Origin of the sequence: Pseudomonas putida, assembly GCF_030159595.1 — a bacterium.
Classification (GTDB): Bacteria; Pseudomonadota; Gammaproteobacteria; order Pseudomonadales; family Pseudomonadaceae; genus Aquipseudomonas; species Aquipseudomonas putida_AC.
Genome location: NZ_BSKJ01000009.1, coordinates 165,970 through 187,921, shown reverse-complemented (window position 1 = coordinate 187,921; position 21,952 = coordinate 165,970). Strand labels below are relative to the sequence as shown.

At 60.8% G+C, this 21,952-nt stretch carries 16 protein-coding genes and 1 pseudogene; 6 read left to right on the top strand and 11 right to left on the bottom strand.

The genetic code is table 11. The features are described 5' to 3' along the window. Positions 1 to 521 precede the first annotated feature (521 nt). On the top strand, positions 522 to 2,714 hold the full coding sequence (gene rlmKL / locus QQL85_RS20325; RefSeq protein ID WP_284356525.1) for a bifunctional 23S rRNA (guanine(2069)-N(7))-methyltransferase RlmK/23S rRNA (guanine(2445)-N(2))-methyltransferase RlmL: 2,193 nt from the start codon (positions 522 to 524) through the stop codon (positions 2,712 to 2,714). Between the two features lie 94 nt (positions 2,715 to 2,808). Beyond that, entirely contained in the window at positions 2,809 to 5,199 is a 2,391-nt protein-coding gene (locus tag QQL85_RS20320) for a sensor domain-containing diguanylate cyclase (protein WP_284356524.1), read from the top strand. A 69-nt stretch (positions 5,200 to 5,268) separates the two neighbouring features. On the opposite strand, the gene dacB is transcribed toward QQL85_RS20320, so the two are convergent. The 8 genes and pseudogenes from dacB to QQL85_RS20280 form a co-directional block, all read right to left on the bottom strand. After that, a complete protein-coding gene (gene dacB / locus QQL85_RS20315; protein ID WP_284356523.1) occupies positions 5,269 to 6,726 on the bottom strand; it encodes a D-alanyl-D-alanine carboxypeptidase/D-alanyl-D-alanine endopeptidase in 1,458 nt (485 codons plus the stop codon). Between the two features lie 201 nt (positions 6,727 to 6,927). Continuing rightward, entirely contained in the window at positions 6,928 to 7,272 is a 345-nt protein-coding gene (locus QQL85_RS20310; protein WP_003248695.1) for a YggL family protein, read from the bottom strand. Between the two features lie 34 nt (positions 7,273 to 7,306). After that, positions 7,307 to 9,751 (bottom strand): TonB-dependent siderophore receptor, encoded by a 2,445-nt coding sequence (locus tag QQL85_RS20305; RefSeq protein WP_284356522.1) that lies wholly within the window; start codon positions 9,749 to 9,751, stop codon positions 7,307 to 7,309. Between the two features lie 107 nt (positions 9,752 to 9,858). Next, positions 9,859 to 10,839, bottom strand: coding sequence for a DUF4880 domain-containing protein (locus tag QQL85_RS20300; RefSeq protein WP_284356521.1), 981 nt, complete (start codon positions 10,837 to 10,839; stop codon positions 9,859 to 9,861). Then, entirely contained in the window at positions 10,836 to 11,333 is a 498-nt protein-coding gene (locus QQL85_RS20295) for a sigma-70 family RNA polymerase sigma factor (protein ID WP_284356520.1), read from the bottom strand. Before QQL85_RS20295 ends, QQL85_RS20300 begins: the two co-directional genes overlap by 4 nt. 97 nt (positions 11,334 to 11,430) lie before the next feature. Further along, a complete protein-coding gene (locus tag QQL85_RS20290; protein ID WP_284356519.1) occupies positions 11,431 to 15,045 on the bottom strand; it encodes an ATP-binding protein in 3,615 nt (1,204 codons plus the stop codon). 8 nt (positions 15,046 to 15,053) lie between these two features. Further along, the gene (locus QQL85_RS20285; RefSeq protein ID WP_284356518.1) at positions 15,054 to 15,671 is read right to left on the bottom strand and encodes a response regulator transcription factor; all 618 of its coding nucleotides are present in this window, start codon (positions 15,669 to 15,671) and stop codon (positions 15,054 to 15,056) included. A gap of 285 nt (positions 15,672 to 15,956) precedes the next feature. Next, positions 15,957 to 16,157 (bottom strand): annotated as a pseudogene (locus tag QQL85_RS20280) (deoxyguanosinetriphosphate triphosphohydrolase); the annotation flags it as partial. A gap of 784 nt (positions 16,158 to 16,941) precedes the next feature. On the opposite strand from QQL85_RS20280, the gene QQL85_RS20275 reads away from it, so the two are divergent. Both QQL85_RS20275 and QQL85_RS20270 read left to right on the top strand, forming a co-directional pair. After that, positions 16,942 to 18,303, top strand: a complete 1,362-nt coding sequence (locus QQL85_RS20275; protein ID WP_284356517.1) for a deoxyguanosinetriphosphate triphosphohydrolase — start codon at positions 16,942 to 16,944, stop codon at positions 18,301 to 18,303. Between the two features lie 42 nt (positions 18,304 to 18,345). After that, complete coding sequence (locus QQL85_RS20270; RefSeq protein ID WP_284356516.1) at positions 18,346 to 18,960, top strand: hypothetical protein; 615 nt, start codon at positions 18,346 to 18,348, stop codon at positions 18,958 to 18,960. 97 nt (positions 18,961 to 19,057) lie between these two features. Here the strand turns inward: QQL85_RS20270 and QQL85_RS20265 are convergent, their stop codons facing one another. The 3 genes from QQL85_RS20265 to QQL85_RS20255 are packed head-to-tail and all read right to left on the bottom strand — an operon-like array spanning position 19,058 to position 20,082. Further along, on the bottom strand, positions 19,058 to 19,387 hold the full coding sequence (locus tag QQL85_RS20265; protein ID WP_284356515.1) for a hypothetical protein: 330 nt from the start codon (positions 19,385 to 19,387) through the stop codon (positions 19,058 to 19,060). Next, positions 19,384 to 19,758, bottom strand: coding sequence for a phage holin family protein (locus tag QQL85_RS20260; protein ID WP_284356514.1), 375 nt, complete (start codon positions 19,756 to 19,758; stop codon positions 19,384 to 19,386). Before QQL85_RS20260 ends, QQL85_RS20265 begins: the two co-directional genes overlap by 4 nt. A 9-nt stretch (positions 19,759 to 19,767) precedes the next feature. Further along, complete coding sequence (locus QQL85_RS20255) at positions 19,768 to 20,082, bottom strand: DUF883 family protein (protein WP_198750075.1); 315 nt, start codon at positions 20,080 to 20,082, stop codon at positions 19,768 to 19,770. A gap of 313 nt (positions 20,083 to 20,395) precedes the next feature. On the opposite strand from QQL85_RS20255, the gene QQL85_RS20250 reads away from it, so the two are divergent. Next, positions 20,396 to 21,604: an ammonium transporter gene (locus QQL85_RS20250; RefSeq protein ID WP_284356513.1), complete on the top strand. Its 1,209-nt coding sequence runs from the start codon at positions 20,396 to 20,398 to the stop codon at positions 21,602 to 21,604. Positions 21,605 to 21,675: 71 nt separating this feature from the next. After that, positions 21,676 to 21,915 (top strand): glutaredoxin family protein, encoded by a 240-nt coding sequence (locus tag QQL85_RS20245; RefSeq protein ID WP_019096182.1) that lies wholly within the window; start codon positions 21,676 to 21,678, stop codon positions 21,913 to 21,915. Positions 21,916 to 21,952: the final 37 nt, after the last annotated feature.

The window sequence follows — 21,952 nt, the reverse complement described above, 5'->3', positions numbered from 1 at the left end:
CCTCTCCGAGGCCGGGCAGAGTCTTTCTGCCGGTTTGCGCTCGCTGCCGGCGTGGCGAGCTGAAGGTGCCGCCTCGTTGCGAAGCGGCCTGAGACCAGTTCTAACGAATGCGAGTCACGGTGTGAATGATCGATTTGTCATAAGCACGTAACGTTTCCTAAGGTGAGGGGATAAGTAAATAAATGCGACTCAACCTTATTTGGCGTTAAGCCCGCTATGATCGGGGTTTGCTGAACATTGACGTCATTTCGCCAGCGTTGCTTTCGGATGACAGAAGTAATTTGAAATGCGACGAAGGGTCACATCGGCCCGTATATCGCCAGAATTTTTCATACTGCCTGATGATCTAAGCTGTCTTTGCCACCCGGCCGAGCGCAGATCGGTCGGGCGGCCCGGCCTTTCGCAGCATGCTCATGTGCCTGGAAGGGCCACCCGCACGCCTGCTGGAAAGGCATGCGGGCAAACATCGCGGGGTGATGCGTCGCCTCGTCAGTCAAATAGCCCAAGGCTCTGGAATACACATGTCGGACCGTTTCGAACTTTACCTCACCTGCCCCAAAGGCCTTGAAGGCCTGCTTGCCGAAGAGGCCAAAGGCCTTGGCCTGGACGAAGTGCGTGAGCACACCTCGGCCATTCGCGGCACCGCCGACATGGAAACCGCCTACCGCCTGTGTGTCTGGTCACGCTTGGCCAACCGGGTGTTGCTGGTGCTCAAGCGCTTCTCCATGAAGAACGCCGACGACCTTTACGACGGCGTGCATGCAGTCGACTGGGCCGACCACCTGGCAGCCGATGGCACCCTGGCGGTGGAGTTCAGTGGCCATGGCTCGGGCATCGACAATACCCACTTCGGTGCGCTGAAGGTCAAGGATGCGATCGTCGACAAGTTGCGCAACCGCGAAGGCCTGCGCCCGTCGGTGGAAAAGATCGACCCCGACGTGCGTGTGCACCTGCGCCTGGACCGTGGCGAGGCCATTCTCTCCCTCGACCTGTCCGGCCACAGCCTGCACCAGCGTGGCTACCGCCTGCAGCAAGGCGCTGCGCCCCTGAAAGAAAACCTGGCGGCAGCCGTGCTGATCCGCTCCGGCTGGCCGCGCATCGCCGCCGAAGGTGGTGCACTGGCCGACCCGATGTGCGGTGTGGGCACCTTCCTGGTCGAAGCTGCGATGATCGCTGCCGATATCGCGCCTAACCTCAAGCGTGAGCGTTGGGGGTTCACTGCCTGGCTCGGCCATGTGCCAGCGCTGTGGCGCAAGGTGCACGACGAGGCGCAGGCGCGGGCGCAGGCCGGCCTGGCCAAGCCCCCCCTGTGGATCCGCGGCTACGAGGCCGACCCACGGCTGATCCAGCCGGGCCGCAACAACGTCGAACGTGCTGGCCTGAGCGAGTGGGTGAAGATCTACCAGGGTGAAGTCAGCACCTTCGAGCCACGCCCGGACCAGAATCAGAAAGGCCTGGTCATCAGTAACCCGCCCTATGGCGAGCGCCTGGGTGACGAAGCCAGCCTGCTGTACCTCTATCAGAACCTGGGCGAACGCCTACGTCAGGCCTGCATGGGCTGGGAGGCGGCCGTGTTCACCGGCGCGCCGCAGTTGGGCAAGCGCATGGGTATCCGCAGCCACAAACAGTACGCGTTCTGGAACGGCGCCTTGCCGTGCAAGCTGCTGCTGTTCAAGGTGCTGCCTGACCAGTTCGTCACGGGCGAGCGCCGCGAGGCTCAGGCTGAAGGCACCGAAGTCCGCCAGCAGGCGCCGCAGGCCAGCGAGCCGGCGCGGCTGTCGGAAGGAGCGCAGATGTTTGCCAACCGTTTGCAGAAGAACCTCAAACAGTTGGGCAAATGGGCCCGCCGTGAACAGGTCGACTGCTACCGCCTGTACGACGCCGACATGCCCGAGTACGCCTTGGCTGTCGACCTGTACCATGACTGGGTGCATGTGCAGGAGTATGCCGCGCCTCGTTCGATCGACCCGGACAAGGCCCAGGCGCGCCTGCTCGATGCGCTGGCGGCCATTCCGCAGGCGCTGGGCATTTCGCCGCAGCGCGTAGTGCTCAAGCGCCGCGAGCGCCAGAGCGGCACGCGTCAGTACGAGCGCCAGGCGACCGAGGGCCGCTTCCAGGAGGTGAACGAAGGTGGCGTCAAGCTGCTGGTCAACCTCACCGACTACCTCGACACCGGGCTGTTCCTCGACCATCGCCCGATGCGCATGCGCATCCAGCGCGAGGCTGCCGGCAAGCGCTTCCTCAACCTGTTCTGCTACACCGCCACGGCGACTGTGCACGCGGCCAAGGGCGGTGCGCGCAGCACCACCAGCGTCGACCTGTCGAAAACCTACCTGGACTGGGCGCGGCGCAACCTGGCGCTCAATGGCTACTCCGAGCGCAACCGCCTGGAGCAGAGCGATGTGATGGCCTGGCTGGAAGGCAACCGCGACAGCTATGACCTGATCTTCATCGACCCGCCAACCTTCTCCAACTCCAAGCGCATGGAAGGCGTGTTCGATGTGCAGCGTGACCACGTTCAACTGCTGGACCTGGCCATGGCCCGCCTGGCGCCGGGCGGCGTGCTGTACTTCTCCAACAACTTCCGCAAGTTCCAGCTGGACGAGCACCTGATGGCGCGCTACGCCGTGGAGGAAATCACTGCCCAGACGCTGGACCCGGACTTTGCCCGCAACAACCGGATCCACCGCGCCTGGCGCCTGCAATTGCGTTGAGCCGACGAGGTACATTGCGCGGCTAATGGCCAATAGCTATAAATTTGGGCAGGGCAAGATAATCCGCAGGACGCTGACGTGACGAGATGGGTGTATGTCAAAGTGTGGCGTGCGTGCACGGTTATTTGGCCTGTGCTCGGAAGCGGTGTCCGCCTGGGCGGTGGCGCTGGTGGCTTTGGTGGCGGGCGGCCTGTTGACGGTCGCCCTGGTCCTTGCCGCGCAGACGTTCTACAAGCAGCAATTGCGCCAGCGCTTCGAGTTGTTGGCCAGCGAACGCTTCAGCCGTATTGCCGAGCGGTTTGATGAACAGCAGCAGCGCCTGGACGGGCTGCGGCGCTTCTTCAGCTTTTCCAACGAAGTCACCCCACACGAATTTGACGGTTACGCCCGCCCATTGCTGCAACGCACCCTGGCCTACGCTTGGGCGCCGCGGGTCGAAGCCGCGCAACGCGCCGAGTTCGAGGAACATGCCCGTGCGCATTCAGGCCCGGGCTATGTGATCCGTGACCAGGATGCACAAGGCCAGTGGCGTCCCTCACCGCTGCGCGACCATTACTTCCCTGTGTTGTATACCCAGTCTGGTGAAATGCCCGGGCTGCCCCATGGGCTGGATCTTGCCGGGCAGGGTGAGCCCCAGGCCGCCTTGGCGCGGGCGCTCGGGCCCGGCAGCATGGCGGTTTCCGAACCCTTGGCCATGTACGATATCCCTTCGTATGCGCGTGGCTTGCTGCTGGTGGCGCCGGTGTTTTCCGATGCCAACCCGCAGGGTGCAGCAGCGGGCTATGTCGTGGCCTTGTTGAGCATGCGCGAGATGGTCAGCGATGGGCGGCCAGTGGCGCCGGATGACAACCTGGTGGTGCGTATCGTTGACCCGTCCGGGGTGCAAGGGCCGCAAGTGTTGTTCGACTCGCAGAACCAGGTCGCGCCTTTGTCGTTGAGCAGCAACCAACTGTTGCACCTGGCCGATCACCATTTCCAGCTGAGCATCCTCCCGAGCTTGGCCTTTGTACGGGCCAACCGCTCATCGGCGGTGCTGGCGGTGGGGTTGCTGGGTGGGTTATTGAGCTTGTTGCTCAGTGCCTTGCTCTACAGCCTGTTCAGCCAGCGCCAGCGTGCCTTGGCCCTGGTCGAGCAGCGCACCGCCGAGTTGCGGGTCAGCGAGCAGTCCTTGCGAGGCACCCACAACCAGCTGCGCAGCGTATTGGAGGCCGCGACCCAGGTTGCCATCATCGCCACCAACCTCAAGGGTGAGGTCAGCACCTTCAACGCCGGTGCCGAGCGTATGCTCGGTTACCCGGCCGTTGAGGCTATCGGCCAGCTGCGTCTGGAGGACTTGGTGTTGCCGGACGAATTAAGCCTGCGTGCCCATGCGCTGAGCCTGCGCTTTGGCCGGCATATCGCCGGTGGCCAGGCGCTGTTTGCAGAAACGGTGCACGAGCGAGGCGCCGAGCCGGGTGAGTGGACCTTGTTGCGTGCCGACGGCAGCCAGTTGGTGGCCAACATGCTGGTCACCGCCATGCTCGACGAACAGGGCCTGTGGGTTGGCTACCTGGCCATCTGCATCGATGTCACCGAGCGGCGTCGGGTACACGAGGCGCTGGCGGCGCGCGACCGGCTGCTGGAAAAACTCAGCGCCGAGGTGCCGGGCGGTATCTATCAGTATCGCCTGGATGCCGATGGCCACTCCTGCTTCCCGTATGCCAGCATGGGCCTGTATGACATCTACGAAGTCGACTTGCAGCAGCTGCGTGAGGATGCCACGGCAGTGTTCGAGCGTATTCACCCCGATGACCTGGAACGCGTGCGCCGTTCGGTGCGCTACTCGGCCGAACACCTGTCACCCTGGCGTGAAGAGTACCGGGTCTGCCTGCCAAGGGCCGGATTGCGCTGGGTGCGTGGCGAGGCGACGCCGGAGGTGGGCGAGCAGGGCTGTACCCTGTGGCACGGCTATCTGACGGACATTTCCGACCTCAAGGGTGTGGAGGAAGAGTTGCGTGCGCTGTCGGTAACCGATTCGCTGACCGGTATCCATAACCGCCGTTATTTCCAGGAGCGGCTCAAGGTCGAACTGGAACGGGCCCAACGCGATGGCTTGGCGCTGGCAGTGATCATGCTCGACATCGATCATTTCAAGCGTATCAACGATCACTTTGGCCATGCCGTCGGCGACCGTGTGCTGCGCAGCCTGTGCCAGCGTATCGGCCAACGTTTACGGCGTACGGATGTGTTCTGCCGGCTAGGCGGAGAGGAGTTCATGGTGCTGTGCCCGGGCAGTGATGCCGAGCAGGCGCGGCTCCTGGCGCTGGAGTTGTGGCATGGGCTGCGCAATGTACCGGTGGACGGCGTGGGCAAGGTGACGGCCAGTTTTGGTGTGGCGGGGTGGCGGCAGGGTGAGGGGGCCGATGCCTTGCTGTTGCGGGCGGATGCTGGGGTGTATGCGGCCAAACAGGCCGGGCGGGACAGGGTGGAAGGGGAGTCTGCCTGACGGCCATCGGTTGTCATCACCGGCCCTTTCACGGCTGAAGCCGCGAAAGGGCCGGGACTGCCTAACCCATCAGTTGGCTGCGGTGCTGCCAGCCAGCTTCGGCTGGCGATAGAGGTCGAGCAGCACCTGGTCGAGCACCTGCGAAGCGCCCCACGGTTTCGGGTCGTTGAGAATCGCTGCCACCGCCCAGGTATGGCCGTTGCTGTCACGGCTGAAGCCGGCAATTGCCCGCACGGTGTTCAGCGTGCCGGTCTTGATGTGCCCTTCACCCGTCATGGCGGTGCGTTTGAGGCGCTTGCGCATGGTGCCGTCCATGCCCACCAGCGGCATCGAGCTCATGAATTCGGCAGCGTAAGGGCTCTTCCAGGCAGCCTGCAGCATCTCGGCCATTTCCCGGGTGCTGACCCGCTCGGCACGCGACAGGCCAGAGCCGTTCTCCATGACCAGGTGCGGCGCGGTAATGCCCTTTTTCGCCAGCCACTGGCGCACCACACGTTGTGCGGCACGGGCGTCGTCGCCGTCGGCATCGGTGCGGAACTGTGCGCCAAGGCTCAGGAATAACTGCTGGGCCATGGTGTTGTTGCTGTACTTGTTGATGTCGCGGATCACTTCCACCAGGTCTGGCGAGAAGGCGCGGGCCAGCAGGCGTGCACCCTTGGGCACGTTCTCGATGCGGTCGCTACCCTGGATGTTGCCACCCAGCTCGTTCCAGATCGCGCGCACGGCACCGGCGGCGTAGGTCGGGTGGTCGAGCAGCGACAGGTAGGTCTGCGAGTTGCAGCCGTCACCCAGTTGGCCGCTGACGGTTACGCTGATGCCATCGGCCTGAGGCACCGGGTTGTAGCGCACATCGCCTGTGCACTGCTTGGAGGCCACAGCCTTGACCTGATTGTCGATGCGGATACTGGCAATCGGTGGCTCGACGGCGATGGTGACCTTGCCACCATCGTTGCGGGCCACGAAGCGCAGGGCCTTGAGGTTGACCAGCAGCGAGTCTGGCTTGACCAGGAATGGCTTGTTCTCATCGCCACCGTCATCGTTGAACTGCGGCAGGTTGGGCTGCACGAAGTGGCTGCGGTCCAGCACCAGGTCTCCTGTGATGGTGCGCACGCCATTGGCGCGCAGGTCACGCATCAGCAGCCAGAGCTTTTCCATATTCAGTTTCGGGTCGCCACCCCCCTTGAGGTACAGGTTGCCGTTGAGCACGCCGTTGCTCAGGGTACCGTCGGTGTAGAACTCGGTTTTCCACTGGAAGGTGGGGCCAAGCAGTTCGAGGGCGGCATAGGTAGTGACCAGTTTCATCGTCGAGGCCGGGTTTACCGAAACATCGGCATTGAACACGGTGGGTGTGCCGGGGCCGTCCAGCGGCAGCATCACCAGCGACAGTGCGGTGTCTTGCAGCTTGTTGGCCTTGAGCGCCTGCTGCACTTTGGCAGGCAGGGTGGTATTGACGGCGGCGGCGTGGCTGGGCAAGGCAAGTGGCAACAGCAGGCCGGCAAGAACGAGGGGACGAAGCGTTTTGATCATAATGAATAAATACCCTGCAGCGAGGGAAAAGGGCATTGGGGCTGTAAGAGATGATGGCCCCAGGACGAAAGAGTACGCATTATGCCCCAAGCGCAGCGATGATGTGCCACGTTCGACGGAAAAGCACAGCGGATAAAACGTACCGGCAATAAAAAAGGCCACCCCTGAGGGTGGCCTTTTCAGCGATCAAACAGGCAAGTATCACTCAGCCTTGTTGATCGGCTTTTCCGGGTACCAGGCGTCCAGCAGCGGGCTGACTTCGATTTTGGTCAGTTCGCTGCGGCCCTTGAGCCAGGCTTCTACGGCGGCGCGCTGTTCTTCGCTGACCGAACCGCGTTTGACCGAGCACACCAGGCCGAAATCGTCACCGCCTACATAGTCCAGGCCGTTGGCGTCCATGGCTTCTTCCAGGAACGCATCGAGGAAAGCATCGATTGCCTGGTCATCCAGATCTTCCTTGAATTCCAGGTTCAGCTCGAAGCCCAATTCCTGAAACTCGTCGACACACAGCTTCTTGCGCAGACGACGGGAGCGGTTTGTGGCCATGAAACAATCCTCTTAGGTAATAACGCCGCGCAGTCTACCAGTTGTAGCTCACCTCGGCCACGACAGTACGCCCCTCACCCATGTTGCAGGCCAGGGCGAAGAAGCATGATGCAACATAGTACTTGTCGGTGATGTTCTTCAGGTTCACGCTGGCCTTGACGCCTTGCAGGCTGGCATCGAGGTGCCCCAGGTCATAACGCACGGCGGCATCGTAGAGCGTGTAAGCGGGCACCTTGAAGGTATTCATGCTGTCGCCATAGCTGAACCCGGTGTAGCGCGCGCCTACGCCAATGCTCAAGCCCTGAAGTGGGTCGAACGGCACGCTGTAGTCAGCCCACACCGAGGCCAGCCGAGCGGGCACTTTGTACGGGTGCTTGCCTTCGTCGCCGGCATTGCTCTTGGTGATCTCAACGTCGCTGTAAGACAGCGAACCGGTCAGCTTGAGCTGTTGGGCGACAGTGGTAATGGCTTCCAGCTCGACACCGCGTGAACGGGTTTCGCCGGTCTGGATGCTGTAGCTGGTGTTCTGCGGGTCAGTCGTGGTCGCGTTCTGCTTGCGCAGGTCATAGACCGACAGGGTGACTTGCGTGTCGCTTCCAGGCGGCTGGTAGCGCACGCCCACTTCGTACTGCTTGGCGGTTTCCGGGTCGAACGGCTTGCTGCCCCTGGCTGGCGAGGTGCTGCCGCCGACGGGGTTGAATGACTCGGCGTAGCTGATATACGGTGCCAGGCCGTTGTCGAACAGGTAGACCAGGCCTGCCCGGCCCGTGAAGGCATCCCAGTCCTGGTCGGCGGTTTCCTGGCCTGTCCAGCGGTCGGTGGTACGGGTTCTGGCGTGGTCCTGGCGCCCGCCCAGGGTCAGCACCCATTGCTGGTACTTCAGCTGGTCCTGGAAGTAGTAACCCAACTGGGTGGTGCGTTGCCGGGTATTGACCCAGGCGGTGTAGGCCGAGGTGTCCACCGGTGCGCCATAGGCCGGGTCGAAGACATTGATCGGTGTGGCATCACCCCATTTTTCGTTGCGTGTCGACTTGCTCCAGCTGTAATCGACGCCGGCCAGTGCGGTGTGTTCGACCGGCCCTGTCGCGAAGCGGGCCTGCAGCTGGTTGTCCAGCGCCAGGTGGTCACCGTAGGCGTGGCGGAGCTGGTAATTGCGGTTGATCGAGGCGTTGGGGGCGCCATCGCTGCCAGTGACCAGGCCACTGACCCTGGCCAGGTAGTTTTCCTGGTTGTCGTAGGTGCTGTACCGGACGTTTTGGCGGAAGGTCCAGACTTCGTCGAAATCATGCCGGAACTCGTACCCCAGCGAGCTGCTTTCGACCTCTTCGAAATCGAACGACGGCTCACCAATGAAGCGCTCCATTGGCACCCGGCCATAGGGGCTGCTGCCGTTCACTGCCGCCCAAGGGATGTTGCTGGGGGCCAGTGCCTTGTTTTTCTGGTAGGCCGCCAGCAAGGTCATGCTGGTGGCATCGCTGGGCTTCCATGTCAGGCTGGGTGCGACGTAGGTGCGGTCGTCAGCGGTGTGGTCGTAGACGCCATCCGCCTCACGCCCAAGGGCAACCAGGCGGTAGCTCAGCGTTTCGCTCAACGGGCCGCTGCTGTCGAAGGTCAACTGCCGGCGGTGGTCGCTACCGAATGACACGCCAACCTCGCCGCGGGCGTAATCGGTGGGGCGCTTGGATACTGTATTGATCAGCCCGCCAGGCTCGCTTTGGCCATACAGGATCGAGGATGGGCCTTTGAGCACTTCCACGCGTTCCAGGCCGTAGGGTTCTTCGGCGAACATGCCGAAAAAGCCCAGCGGGCGCAGGCGCAGGCCATCCTTGTAGGTTAAGGACACCGCATAGCCGCGCAGGAAGATGTTATCTGCGGCGTTGCTGGCGCCGCCGGAGTCGGAGCGCACGCCGGAGGTGTAGCGCAAGGCTTCATCCAGGCGTTGCACACCCATGTCGTCCAGGCGCTCGCGGGTTACCACCGAGACGGCCTGAGGCGTTTCCAGAAAGGCGCTATCGGTTTTGGTGGCCGTGGTGCTGCGGCGTGCGATGTAGCCGTCACCGGGGCCTAAAGGGTCATCCCGATAGCTGTCAGCCTGAACGCTGGTGGCGTCGAGTTCCAGCGCGTTGGCATCACCTGCGCGTGCAACTAGCCGATAACGCCCGGCACTGGTCATCACCGCTTGTAACCCGGTGCCCTCAAGCAACAGGGCCAAGGCCTGGGCCACCTGGTAGTGACCTTGCAGGCCTGCGGTGCGCAGCCCCTGCGACAGTTGCGAGTCGACGGCAACCATCACGCCGGCCTGTTGGCCAAATTGCCCCAGCGCATTGTCCAGGGGGCCGGCCGGAATATCGAAAGCGCTGGCAGCGCTGAACTCGGCCTTGGCTTCTGCTGCCAGTAGCGACGGCGTGATGGCAGCAAGGGTGATGCCGAGCAGCAGGGGACGCATGGCAGCGACGAGCGGGGTGGGGGGGCTGTACATCGAGACAATCCTTGGCGGGTGGAGGTTGGCTTCACGCTGTGGAGTCAGCGCCTTTCCCTTGTCTTGATGCATGAGCGGGCAAAACCTGCCTGCGATTTTCAAAAAAATCACGCAGGCAGCACGTTTGCCCAGTAGCCGAAGACTGTGTGTACTCGCACAGGCAGCACCTTGGTCAGCAAGTCCAGGCTTGCCTCTGGTTGATCGATGGAAAACGCGCCACTGACCAACAAAGGCGCAATGGCTGGGTCGCAGCGCAAGAAACCAGGGCGGTAGCGGTCAAGCTCGGCCAATAGCTCGCCAAGCGGCATGCGTTCGGCAAGCAACTGCCCCTGAACCCAGGCACTGGCAGCGGCGGTTAGGGGGGTGGCAGGCCCTGCCTGGTCAATGCCGAATGCCTGCTGCCAGCCGCCACTCAATTCGAAGCGTTGCCCTTGTGCTTGCTCGACCAGCGCCTCGCCGTGCAGCAACTGCACCCGGGTACTGACGGCACCCGGCAGGCCGCGGCTGATCATCAGGCTTGATCCGGCTGCAGGTCGTATCAAGGCTTCAGGTGTGGCCACACGCACGGATGCGGATGAACTCAGCTCAATCAGCACCCGGCCACTGTTGAGGGTCAGCAGCCTGCCATTGGCCAGTACTTCGCTGTCCAAGGTGGTGCGCGTATCCAGCTTCAGGTTCAACCCGCCACCCAAGGCCCAACTGCGCCGTTCACCCGTGGCGGTTGCATAGTCGCTGAATATGCTTGGCAGCAGGCTACGTTGGCGTATGGCCTGGCCCGTGGCGAGCACGACGGCAACCCCGGCCATGCCTTTGAGTACATTGCGCCGCGAGAGCTGGGTGCGCGCGTTCAGCAGCTGCCGTGCATTGGGCGCGTCAAGTGCATGGGTGCTTTCACGCAGGCCTTGGCCAATACCGTTCAGGCGTTGCCAGGCCCGCTCGTGCTCGGCGTTTTGCTGGCGCCACTGTTGGCAGGCCATGCGTTCGTCCTGGCTGCTCAACCCGGATTGCATGCGCACCATCCACAACATGGCTTGCTCCACCACCTCGGGGTCGAGCGCCTGGGCATCGCTGCAAGGCTGCGTATTCATGAGCCGTACACGGCAGCGTAGCAATGCCGGTAGGCCTTGAGCATGGCCTTCTGCACCACGTTGGTGGTCAGCCCAAGGTGCTCGGCGATTTGCGGGTAGGTCCAGCCGTCGAGTTGCGAAAGCAGGAAGATTTCGCGCACCTTGCTGCCAAGGCCGTCCAGCACCTGGCCTACTGCATCCAGTGCCTCCAGTACCAGCAGGCGGGTCTCTTCGTCGGGTTGATGCTGCGGTTCCAGCAGAGCCAGGCTGTTCAGGTAAGCCCGCTCCAGTGCTTGCCTTCGAAAATGCTGGATGCACAACCGGTTGGCCACCGTCCCCAGGTAGGCCCGGGGCTCGCGCAGCAACGAAGGCATCTCGCTGCGTAACAGCCTGACAAAGGTGTCCTGGGCCATGTCCAGTGCCTGGTCACGGTTGCCCAGTTTGCGCCGGAGCATGCTCACCACCCAGCTATGGTGCTGGATGTAGAGCTCGCCGATGTCGTGCGGGCTTGGCATTTGCTGGGACTCTCTGGGCATGGGTTGAAAATGCCAGCATGCTAATGCTTCTCATTAGAAAATCAAACTGCTTGTCGTCTCTCCTGTGAGCGCATGCTTATGCCACAGTACCGCCACTCCCGAGGTCCCTGGCCAGAGCCCGCTCAACCCGGCGCATATGCCGCGCCAATGCCTGGCGCCGCAGGCGCAACTGGACAGTAGGCATGCCGCCGGCCTCCAGTGCTTCGCAGGCGGCCATCAGGTCGGGCGCTTCCAGCATGCGCGCGGCGCTGAGTACTTTGTGGGCCTGTTCGGCAATGGCCTCGGCGTCGTGCTCTGGGTCCAGCTCCATCAAGGTGGAAATATCGGCCCGCAGGCTTTGCTGCAAGGTCTGGAGAAAACGCTGGCGGTCGGCGGGGTCATGCCCGACTACTGCAGCCAGGCCATCCAGGTGATACAGCGTGCGTCGGCGCATTCGCTGCCGGCGCGGGTTGATGCCGGCCAAGCGCTGGCTGAGGGTGCTCAGGCTGATGGGCTTGAGCAGGCAGTCGTCCATGCCGGCGCTCAGGCACTTGCGGCGTACTTCTGGCTGTGCATTGGCGGTGTAGCCAAGAATGGTGCAGCGTAACCGGTTGCCATGGCGCTCTTCGGTACGCACGGCCGTCGCCAGTTGGTAGCCGTTCATGTGCGGCATGTTGCAGTCAAGCACCAGCACATCGAAGTTGCCCGCCCGCCAGATGGTCAGGCCTTCTCGGCCATCGCGGGCGCTGGAATGTTCCAGGCCCAGGTAAGCGAGCTGCTGCGCCATCAACTGCAGGTTGGCCGGATGGTCGTCGATCACCAGCACGTTCAACCGCGGGTCGGGCACATCAAGTTTTTCGATCAGAGGTGCTGGCTGCGCTTGCGCATCAACCTGTTGCAGCGGCATTTTCAGGCAGACTTGGGTGCCGACCCCTTCGAGGCTCTTGATGGTCAGGTCACCGCCCATCATTTCGCAGAGGTTGCGGCAGATGGTCAGGCCCAGCCCGGTACCTGCGCGTGCGCCCTGGCTATGCGGGTTGGCCTGGACGAACGGGTTGAACAGGCGCTGCAAATCGTCCGCGTGGATGCCGATGCCACTGTCACGCACCTCCAGTTGCAGTGCTGTGGGTGTGTTGGCGCCGTTGCTCCGCAGGTCGGCGCTGATACGCACCTGGCCATGCTCGGTGAACTTGATGGCGTTGCTGACCAGGTTGGACAACACCTGCTTGAAGCGCAAGGGGTCGAGCAACGCATGGCAGCGCGCGGCTGGCTCGATCGTCACCTCCAGCGCCAAGCCTTTCTGTCGCGCCTGGCCTTCGAAGATGCGTCCCACCGACTCCACCAACGCTGCCAGGTCAACGGCCTCCGGGGCCAGGGTCAGGTGCCCGGACTCGATGCGCACGATATCCAGGATATCGCCGATCAAACCCAGCAGGTCTTTGGCCGAATGGTGGGCAAGCTCCAGTGCGCCACGGTCCAGCCGACCTTGGTCGGCGCGCTTGACCGCCAGTTCGAGCATGCCGATCACTGCATTCATCGGCGTGCGTATTTCATGGCTGATGGTGGCCAGGAAAGTGCTCTTGGCGCGGTTGGCATCGTCGGCCTGTTGTTTGGCCTGGCGCAGCTCCAGCACCAGTTGGCGGCGATCGCTGATGTCGATCCAGCCGCCGATGATGCCTTGTATCTCGCCCAGCGAGTCGCGGTACGGGAGAATCCAGTGATAAATGGTCAGCTCGCGCCCCTTGATTTGCAGGGGACGGTCCACGATCAACGGTGAGCCGGCGGCCATGACTTTCAAGTAGTCGGCGTGGATCTGACGTGTTTGCTCGGTGTTGGTGAACAGGCTGTTTTCGAGCTGCTTGCCAATCACCTCATCGGACCGGGCCTGCACGGCTTCCAGGTAGCTGTAGTTGCAGCTTTTCAGGCAGCCCTCGCGGTCACGCACATACATGGGGTGGGGGGTGCCGTTGAGCAGTGCGCGCATGAATGCCAGTTGGTCGTTCAGCGCGCGTTCGGCGCGGTGGCGCTGGCGAATCTGCAGGCGCAGGCGAGCGTTCCAGAGCAAGGCCAGCAGCAAAAGTAGTGCAGTGCCCAGCACCACCTGCAGGGCGAGGCGGCTGTAGCCTTTGGCGTTGCTATCTTCGTGCCGGCCAAAGCCGCGCCAGCGGTTGTTGATAACCCCCAGTTCCTCCGGTGAGATGCTGAGCAGTGCTTTGTCGAGGATCGACAGCAGGGCCGGTGACGGGGCCGTGGTGGCCATGGCAATGCTGGCGGGTTCGCTGCCGACCGACGAACGGATCACCAGATCGGGATTGCTGGCCAAGGCGTGATTGGCATCGATCAGCGTGGTAATCACTGCATCGACGGCACCGCTGTTGAGCAATGCCATGGAGTAGAACGCGCTTTCGGTTTCAACCCAGGCAATCTGCGGATAGTACCGGGACAGCATGGCATCCATGGCGCTGTAGCGGGTAATGGCGATGCGATGCCCCTGCAGCTGTTCCAGTGAGCTCAGTGCCTGGTTGCCCTTGCGACTGACCAGCACATAGGCACTTTCCAGGTAGGGGCGGCTGATCAGCAGGTCGTCCCCTGCCGCCCCTGCGCTGGCCAATGCGGCGATGACATCTGCCCGGCCATCCTTGAGGCGGGCAATCATGTCGGCAATGCCACTGGCACGCTGTACTTCGAAGCGTAACCCGGTGCGCAGGCGAATCAGCTCCAGCAGGTCGGCGGTGATGCCGCGGAAATGCCCCGAACCATCGAAATAGGAGAGTGGTGCTGCCGAGTCATCAATCGCCACGCGCATCACCGGATGCTGCTGCAGCCATTGTTGTTCAGCCTCGCTCAATTGCAGTTGGCGGTCGCTCAGCAACTGGTCGCTGCCAGCGCTCCAGCGCTTGAAAATACTGGCGCGCAGGGCCGGGGTCTGGCTGTCGAGGATAACGTTCACCAGCGCCATCAGCAGTGTGTCTTGCTGGCGTAAGGCAAAACCGAAGCCGATGGCCTCGTGCTTGCCGAAGTTGGCCATGCGCAGGCGTGGCAGGTGGCCGCGGTTGAGCTGATAGTGCGTGGAGATGGTGTCGCCGATGAACACGTCGGCCTGGCCGAACGCCACGGCATTCAGTGCCTGGCTGGAAGAGCCGAAGGCCAGCAGCTCGGCCTCGGGGTAGGCGTTGCGTACTTCCTGTTTGGGCAGATAGTGGTAGAGCATGCCCAGGCGCATGCCGGTCAGGTCCGTGTCCATCGCCCGGTTTTCATCTTCGCGCGTTACCAGTACCGGTTGATCGACGGCATACGGGTGTGACAGCGCCAGGCCGTCGCTGGCCGCTTCGTAGCCATTGGCACTCCCCAGCAAGTCGATATCACCCTGCCTGAGCGCCTCCACCGCCGCCTGCCGGCTGGAAAAGCGCAGCACCCGGACAGGTAGCTGCAGGGCCTTGCCGATCAGGTTTGCGTACTCGGCGGTCAGGCCCTGGTAATCGCGGCCGCCACTGGTGATGTCGAACGGCGGGTAGTCGGGTGCCGACGTCCCCAGTACCAGTTCCTGACGGCCTTCGAGCCATAAGCGTTGTTCGGGCGTGAGCATGAGCTGGGCCGGCCCGGCCGATGACCGTGCCAGCAACGTGTACGACGACGCATCGTGATAGGTAGCCTGTGTCGCGCCGCTGAACAGCAGCAGGGTGAGCAGAAGGCGGGTGATAGAGCGGGCCATGACCACCTTCAGACAAGCGCGTTGCGCTTGGCCATCTCGATCAGGTCAACCAGCGTGTTGACCTGTAACTTGTGCATGAGGCGCTTTTTGTAGGTACTGACGGTTTTGCTGCTGAGGAACATGCCTTTGGCAATTTCCTTGTTGCTACGGCCTTGGGCGAAGAGTTGCAGTACCATCAGTTCGCGGTCATTCACCTGGCGGAAAAGGTGTAAATCGGTACCCGTAGCCTGGTTGTTATTGATTGCCTGGCTGGGGAAGTAGTTATAACCCGCCAGGACAGCCTTGATTGCACTGAGCAGTTCACTCAGGTCTTCTTGCTTGCACACATAGCCCGCGGCACCTGAGTGCATGCAGCGCACGGCAAACAATGCCGGGGACTGTGCGGTCAGTACCAAAACCTTCAAGGGCAGGGCCATCGACTGAAAGCGGGAAAGTACCTCCAGGCCGTCCAGCTTGGGGATGCTGATGTCGAGGATGACCAGGTCGGGGTTGCTCTCGCGGATCATCTGCATGGCGTCCACGCCGTTGTCCGACTCGCCGGCAATCCTGTAGTTCTGGTTTTCCAGCAGCATTCGGACGGCCAGGCGGATGACCGGATGGTCGTCAACAATAAATATGGAGTGCATGTTCAACTTCCCTGCGGTCGTGTGAGGGTGACAGGTGGCACCTTATCGCAGTTGGAAGCCGTCGGGCATGCGAGGAAGGGTTGTTAGCCCTATATGGGAAATGGCTTACAAGATAAAACAAAACGGGCTACGAAATGGGCGCATTCAACTCAATGTCAAAACGAATTTGGTAACTTTTCATTGATTTTTATTGGTGTTGTTTAGTTTGCCGCCGGTTTGTGTAGGAAGTTTCCCGCAATAAGTGGGGCAGCGCCGGGCCAGGCCCAGGCTACCCCCGATGCCGTTGGCCGGGCCGTGCATGTGCTCGACCGGGCCGCCCGCCAGTTGCCCGGCCAGCAAGGCGTGCTGCTGCTTGACGAAGGTGTGGGCGGCGGCGTTGGTCAGGTGCTCGATGGCCTTGCTATACAGAATCGCCAGCTTGCGCCGGCGGGAGTCGCGGGGGCCGAGCTGGCGGTAGGTTTCCGGCAGGTCATCGCCGTTCAATTTGGCAACCAAACTCATAATTTTCTATGTGATTGATTTTTATAGGGTAAATAGCTTTTTTCATCCGTAGCCCGGTTGGCTGTTTTTTCTCAAGACGCTTCGCTCGATACCTGCAGAAGTCATCCTGTTGCAATTTTTCACTTGACACCATCGGTCTGAACGGTTGCTCAGGTCGCCAAGCTTAGGGATACTGGCTAAACGCCTCCATTCGGTGTGGGGGCAAGGCATGCACGCCCGGAGACAAGGATGAATACTAGTCAGCGGTCGGTTTGGCGTACTGCATAGGAATCAGTGGTGCAATCGCCGCCCCTCTTATTAGTTGCGTTAAGCCCCTTCCTCGCTGGCCTATTACCATCAAGTTGATAAGTTTTTTGTGAGTGTGGTGGTTGTCAATCTCGATCAGGAGGTGGTTGTGAGTGGGAGTCTGCTTGATTTAAAAGTAGTAAAAAAGAATGTCGTAATGGAAAATGAGGGCTATCGGTGGCTTGGTCAGACTAAAGAAATGAATGGCGGCGTGGTCTTTGAAGCGTAGGAGAATAAGTATTTTGGTAGGTCTGACACCGCGTTGGGTGATGCCATCATGGTTAAGGCTACTTTTTATACTTACGACCGAGTGAGTAAAGAAACAATCATGATTGCCAGGCAGAGTGAAGTTACCGGCTTTGTTGAACTCTACGGGATGGAAAGCCCGGAATTGCGGTATTTTTTGGCCGCCACCGTGAGGCTTTAAATATTCAAAAAAATGGTCTATCGTTGTAGGTAAGCTAAACGCTGCGAGGAGGGGTGCATGGGATCCATGAGTTGGGATAAGTTGTTGAATACCACTCGCTTGGGTGGGCGGCCCCCGAAGTCGGAACTTGGTCGTTCCCCGTTCCACTCAGACCACGATAAAGTCATCTTCTCCGGTGCGTTCAGACGCCTTGCAAGAAAGACTCAGGTACATCCTCTGGCGACCAATGACCATGTGCATAATCGCCTGACCCATAGTTTGGAGGTGGCTTGCGTAGGCCGGACGCTCGGCGTCCGAGTTGGGCAGGCGCTTTTGAAGGAAAAGCTGATTCCCGATTACTATTCAGCCTCAGACATTGGAGATATCGTACAGACTGCATGCCTTGCTCACGATATTGGCAACCCGCCATTCGGACACACAGGTGAAGAGGCCATACGTCATTGGTTCACTTATGATGTGGGCGCGAAGATGATTGAGCACTTGCCTTTCAATGAAGCTACTGATTTTCGTAGATTTGAAGGGAATGCCCAAGGGTTCCGGGTTTTAACCACCTCAGAGTATCACCCACACGATGGGGGGATGCGTCTAACCTATGCATCATTGGGCGCTTTTATAAAGTATCCCTGGATGGCTGGTGATGCAGTCAATCAGTGGCGACCTATTCAAAGTAAATACGGTGTCTACTGCTCGGAGCTTGGTTTTTTCGATGAGGTAGCGGATGCTACGGGGTTGTTGAAGCTTGGTGACGGCTGGCGTTGCCGCCATCCGTTAGCTAACTTGATGGAGATTTCAGACGATTTTTGCTATGCCATTCTTGACTTGGAGGATGGTGTGGAGATGGGCATTCTCGAATGGGACAAGGTTTTTGATATTTTGTGCCTCGTCCTTGATGAGCAACAGCGGGGCCAGTTGGCCAAAGAAACGCAGGGCATGAAAGTTGGGCGTAGACTGTCGATGGCCCGCGGCAAAGTCATTTCGGCCTTTGTAGATGCCGGGGTGGCTGCATTTATGGGTAATTATGATCAGATTATGGCCGGGAACGCACTTGGTATATTGGAACTGTGCAGTAACAATGTGCGTGATTGCGTCAGTGCGGCCAAGGTCCTTGCCCGAGAAGAAATTTTCCAGCATCCGCGTAAGGTGGAGTTAGAGATTGGGGCGTATAGCACAATTGCCACCCTGCTGAATGTAAGCTGTACGGCTGCCTTGAACGTCGTCAGCAGCGGTGGTGTTGCCGATTCTAAGACAAAAAGGGTCGTGGACCTTTTAGGACTTGACCTTGACGCGTTGGGCAATAGCACGGGTGTTTCAAGGGATTATGCAGCTATCATGCAGGTCTTGGATTATGTCAGTGGAATGACTGATAATTACGCGATGCATCTGGCCCGTCAGTTCAATGGAATGGGTATAGAGCGGTAGCAGCATGAAATTATCAATAATGTATAGCAAGGGGTTGACAGGGTGGGTTGGCTAGATTTTTTCAAAGGAAAGAAAAAAGAAGGTGTAGTTAAAAAGGCCGTTGAATTCAAAGAGGACAAGCATGTAGAGGCGAAAGAGTCGGTTCAATCATCACAACAGCTAAGGCTGTGTGGTGTTGAGTTGGAGAGGATGCCAGCGAATGCTGATGAGCTGAATAGCATGATGGCCAGGGCGGCAATTGCTATCATTCCACACCTGCCGACTGAGCAGGATGTTTATTGGTTTGTGATTGAGCAGTATGATCGGATAATTTCATGCGGAGAAACGGTTGCATCAATAACGGCTACATACCCTTTTCACCCGTGCGAGATTGAATATTTGAACAGGAAGTCGGAAGACTCCTATGTGGGGCATAAGAACCCCGGGATCGTGTATGTGCTTAATGCTGTCTTGCCTGATTTGGTTAGGCATTATGGGATGGTTCCGGCTCAAACCATGTTGGCATTTATTTTTGGCACCTATTTGCATGGAAATACTCAGCTGATTCAAGCCTTGCGTTTGAAGTATGCAGTTCATTACCACAATAACTGTATGTCAGCCGGAAACCTGCACGCTGCGGACCAATGGGGTGAAGTGATAACGGCTTTAGATAAGTAAATAAGGCTTTTGTTTCAAACGTCTGTTTGTCGTTATGATTGATAACGGAATGCTTTGATTTTGAGCCGCCCCCGGGTGGGAGCGGGTCATTCAGGGGTCAGGGGCGGCGGCTACCTTGCAGGTACAGGCGCACCAGCGGCAGCAGGCTGGTCCCCAGCCGCACCAGGCGCGTCAGGTTACCGCTGCGCACGCCTTTGCCGGTGAGGAAGCCCAGTGCCACCACGGCGCCAATCCCCCACAAGGGCGCATGCTTGATCCCCAGCCCATCGTGCAGCGAGCTGCCCACGCCGCGCACGCGGCGCAGCGGTTCCATCAGTTGCTCCGACTCGTGACGGATTTCCTGGCGGTGCATTTCCATGCGCAGGCGCAGCAGCGCCTTGCGCAATTCACGCGGGTTACGCGTGTTTGGCAGTTCTGGCAGGCTCATGGCAACAGGCGCTCCCGGTCCTTGGCAAGTTCTTCGAGGGTGGCGCCGAACGGCGATGACTCGTCGAATACCGCTGCCTTGAGGCGTAGCCCGCAGTACAGCGCGGCAATGCCATAGAACACGCACAGGCCGATGATGCCGGCCAGGCGATAGCTGTCCCACAGCAGCACCAGCAACAGCCCGGACAGCGCCGTCAGCAGCAGCAGGGCGAATACCAGCGCCAGGCCGGCGAACAGCAGCAGGCTCAAGGTGCGCCCCTTCTGCTCCTGCAACTCGATGCCGAACAGTTCGATGTGGCTGTGCAGCAGGCCCAGTGTGGCTGCGCCCAGGCGCCTGCCCGAGGCGCCGGCGCCGTTGGCGTCATTCTCCATGGGAACCCCTTAGCGCCGGTTGGCCAGCAGGCCGATCAACAGGCCGACGCCGGCGGCGATGCCGATCGCCTGCCACGGGTTTTCCTGCACATACTGTTCGGCGCTGCCCAACGCGGCCTGGCCGCGCTCGCGCACCGAGTCCTGGGTCAGTTGCAGGGTTTCGCGGGCCTGGGCCAGGCGATCGTGAATCTGCTCACGCAATTCGTCGGCCTGGTCGCCTGCCAGGTTGGCGGTGTCGGCCAGCAGTTTCTCGGTGTCACGCACCAAGGCCTGGAAGTCAGCCATCAATATCTCTTGTGCAGTCTTTGCCGATTTGCTGGCCATGGGTCTCTCCCTGTCGATGAATGTTGGTCATTCGAGTGATAGCACGCGCGGAAGGTTCAAGTGCCGGCGCTGGTATGGGCTTTGCTAAGTGTTTGCCACGTTGCGGGGCGCCGCCGCCGTGCCTTGCGCCGATTCAGGGCGCCCGCGCAGCGAATACCGATAAACCTTAACCCAATCCACGACAAACCCAAGAAAAAACCACGCAGGCTCCGCCCGGCTCACCGAAACAGGGCAGGGGGCCGGCACCGATTCGGTGCAGGGATGCAGGTTCTTGAACTGTCCTGGTGCCTTTTTCAGCAGGTCTGCCTATTTCATGGAAAACATGCACAGCGCGATGGACTCCCTGGTCCACGGTTCCAATACCCTGTTCATTCTCATGGGTGCCATTCTGGTGCTGGCGATGCATGCCGGCTTCGCGTTCCTCGAAGTGGGCACGGTGCGCCACAAGAACCAGGTCAACGCCTTGTCGAAGATCCTCAGCGACTTTGCCATCTCGGCGCTGGTGTACTTCTTTATAGGCTACTGGATCGCTTATGGGGTCAACTTCCTCCAGCCAGCTGCGACACTGGCTGCCGACCATGGCTATGCGCTGGTCAAGTGCTTCTTCCTGCTGACGTTCGCGGCGGCGATACCGGCGATCATCTCTGGTGGCATTGCCGAGCGTGCGCGCTTTGTGCCGCAGCTGTGCGCCACGGCGTTGATCGTGGCGTTCATCTACCCGTTTTTTGAAGGTGTGGTGTGGAACGGCAACCTTGGCGTGCAGGCTTGGCTGCAGGCACGCTTCGGCGCGCCGTTCCATGACTTTGCGGGGTCTGTGGTGGTGCATGCCATGGGCGGCTGGCTGGCGCTGGCGGCGGTGCTGTTGCTGGGCCCGCGCCGCGGGCGTTACCGCGATGGCCGGCTGGTGGCGTTTGCGCCGTCGAGCATTCCCTTTCTGGCGCTGGGTTCGTGGATCCTGATCATTGGCTGGTTCGGCTTCAACGTCATGAGCGCCCAGACGTTGCAGGGCGTCAGCGGCCTGGTGGCGATCAACTCATTGATGGCCATGGTCGGTGGCACCCTGTCGGCCTTGCTGGCCGGGCGCAACGACCCGGGCTTCCTGCACAACGGGCCGTTGGCCGGCCTGGTGGCGATCTGCGCCGGATCCGACCTGATGCACCCGATTGGTGCGCTTGCCACCGGCCTGGCGGCGGGCGCACTGTTTGTCTGGACCTTCACCGCCGCGCAAAACCGCTGGAAGATCGACGACGTGCTGGGTGTGTGGCCGTTGCACGGGCTGTGCGGCGTTTGGGGGGGGATTGCCTGTGGCGTGTTCGGTCAGACGGCCCTGGGTGGCATGGGCGGTGTCAGCCTGGTCAGCCAGCTGCTGGGCAGCCTGATGGGCGTGGTTGTGGCCTTGGCCGGTGGCTTTGCCGTCTACGCGACAATCCGCGCGCTGCATGGCCTGCGTTTGAGCCACGAGCAGGAGTTCCAGGGCGCGGACCTGTCACTGCACCGCATTGGCGCCACCAGCCAGGATTGAGTCAGGTCAGGTGCACGCATGGCCGGACGGACCTAGAATAGGTTTCTCCCAGCCAAACCGGAACGTACCCCATGCTGCCTGAATGTCAACTGTTCGGCACCCTCGGCTGCCACCTGTGTGAAGTGGCCGAGGCCGTGCTGATGCCCTTCGTCGATCATGGCCTGCTGGTCGAGCTGGTCGACATCGCTGAGAACGAGGCCCTGTTCGAGCGTTATGGCCTGATCATTCCGGTGCTGCGGCGCTGTGACAACGGCGGCGAACTGCACTGGCCATTCGATGCCGAACAGGTGGTAGCGTTTCTCGCGCAGTGATGGCGCCAGGGGAGCTGCATCCCTGCTCCAAGGCGAT